Genomic DNA, 1,729 nt, shown 5'->3' on the forward strand with positions numbered 1-1,729 from the left:
GATCGTGCTGGCCAAGGTGTTGTTGCTGGATTGAGCAACAACACCTTCGGCCAAACAACGAAGATCCAAATGTGGGAGCGGGCTTGCTCGCGAATGCGGGTTATCAGTCACTGGATATATTGACTGAACCACCGCCTTCGCGAGCAAGCCCGCTCCCACATTTGGATCTTCGTTGTTTGGCCGAAGGTGTTGTTGCTCAATCCAGCAACAACACCTTGGCCAGCACGATCTTCGGCCCTTTCATCTTCTTGATGATGATGCGCAAGCCTTCGACTTCCAGCACTTCTTCCTCTTCCGGCACCCGTTTCAGGGTGTCGTAGATTAAACCGGCGAGGGTTTCGGCTTCGATGTGGTCGAGGTCCACGCCCAGCAGGCGTTCCACCTTGAACAACGGCGTGTCGCCGCGCACCAGCAGTTTGCCCGGCTGGTAGGCGAGGATGCCGCGTTCGGCCTTGCGGTGTTCGTCCTGGATATCGCCGACCAGCACTTCGAGTACGTCTTCCATGGTCAGGTAGCCGATGATCTTGCCATCGGCTTCTTCCACCAGGGCGAAGTGCGCGCCGCCTTTGCGGAACTGCTCCAGCAACTGCGACAGCGGCATGTGCCGCGAGACGCGCTCCAGCGGGCGGGTCAGCTCGGCCAGGTTGAACGACTCGGGAATGTGGTCCAGGGCCGCCAGTTCCAGCAGCAAATCCTTGATGTGCAGCAGGCCCACGAACTCGTTGCGCACCGCGTCATACACCGGGTAACGGCTGAATTTGTGGCGGCGGAACAGGGCGAGGATTTCCTTGAGCGGGGCATTGAAGTCCAGGGTCACCAGGTCTTCGCGGGAGTTGGCCCAGTCGACCACTTCCAGCTCGCCCATCTCCACGGCCGATGCCAACACGCGCATGCCTTGGTCGCTCGGGTCCTGGCCACGGCTGGAGTGCAGGATCAGCTTGAGTTCTTCGCGGCTGTAATGGTGCTCATGGTGCGGGCCGGGCTCGCCCTGGCCGGCGATGCGCAGGATGGCGTTGGCGCTGGCGTTGAGCAGGTAGATCGCCGGGTACATGGCCCAGTAGAACAGGTACAGCGGCACAGCGGTCCACAGCGACAGCAGCTCAGGCTTGCGAATCGCCCAGGACTTGGGCGCCAGTTCGCCGACCACGATGTGCAGATAGGAAATCACGAAGAAGGCGGCAAAGAACGACACGCCCTTGATCACTTCCGGAGACTGCACGCCCACGGCGCCAAGCAGCGGCTCCAGGATATGCGCGAACGCCGGCTCACCGACCCAGCCCAGGCCCAGGGAGGCGAGGGTGATACCCAGCTGGCAGGCCGACAGGTAAGCGTCGAGCTGGCTGTGCACGGTGCGCAGGATCTGCCCGCGCCAGCCGTTTTTGTGGGCGATGGACTCGACCCGGGTGGCGCGCAGTTTGACCATGGCAAATTCCGCCGCAACGAAGAAACCGTTGAGCAGTACCAGGATCAGTGCAAAAAGAATCATGCCGAAGTCGGCGAAGAGTGTCGCGAGGGTGATACCAGGGGAAGGGTCCATGATGGGGTTTTGCAGGTTCCGTGTGTTCAATAAGGGGTGACAGAAGGGCCTGAAAGGCAGGCGCAAGTCGGCCAATGTAGCGGCTGACGGGGCGCTTGCCTAGTGCCCGCTGCCGGGCGGGGCCTGGAATGTGCTTTCCAGGCACGCTGCAAAACCAATGTGGGAGCGGGCTTGCTCGCGAAGGCGGTGGTT

Annotated in this window: 1 protein-coding gene; it reads right to left on the minus strand. The window is 61.4% G+C overall.

The annotated features are described in order from the left end of the window. Positions 1-196: 196 nt before the first annotated feature. Positions 197-1,537, minus strand: a complete 1,341-nt coding sequence (locus tag WBB95_RS11750; RefSeq protein ID WP_424487750.1) for a hemolysin family protein — start codon at positions 1,535-1,537, stop codon at positions 197-199. Between the last annotated feature and the right edge of the window lie 192 nt (positions 1,538-1,729).

It is taken from the genome of Pseudomonas sp., assembly GCF_049645325.1.
In the GTDB taxonomy this organism is placed as follows: Bacteria; Pseudomonadota; Gammaproteobacteria; order Pseudomonadales; family Pseudomonadaceae; genus Aquipseudomonas.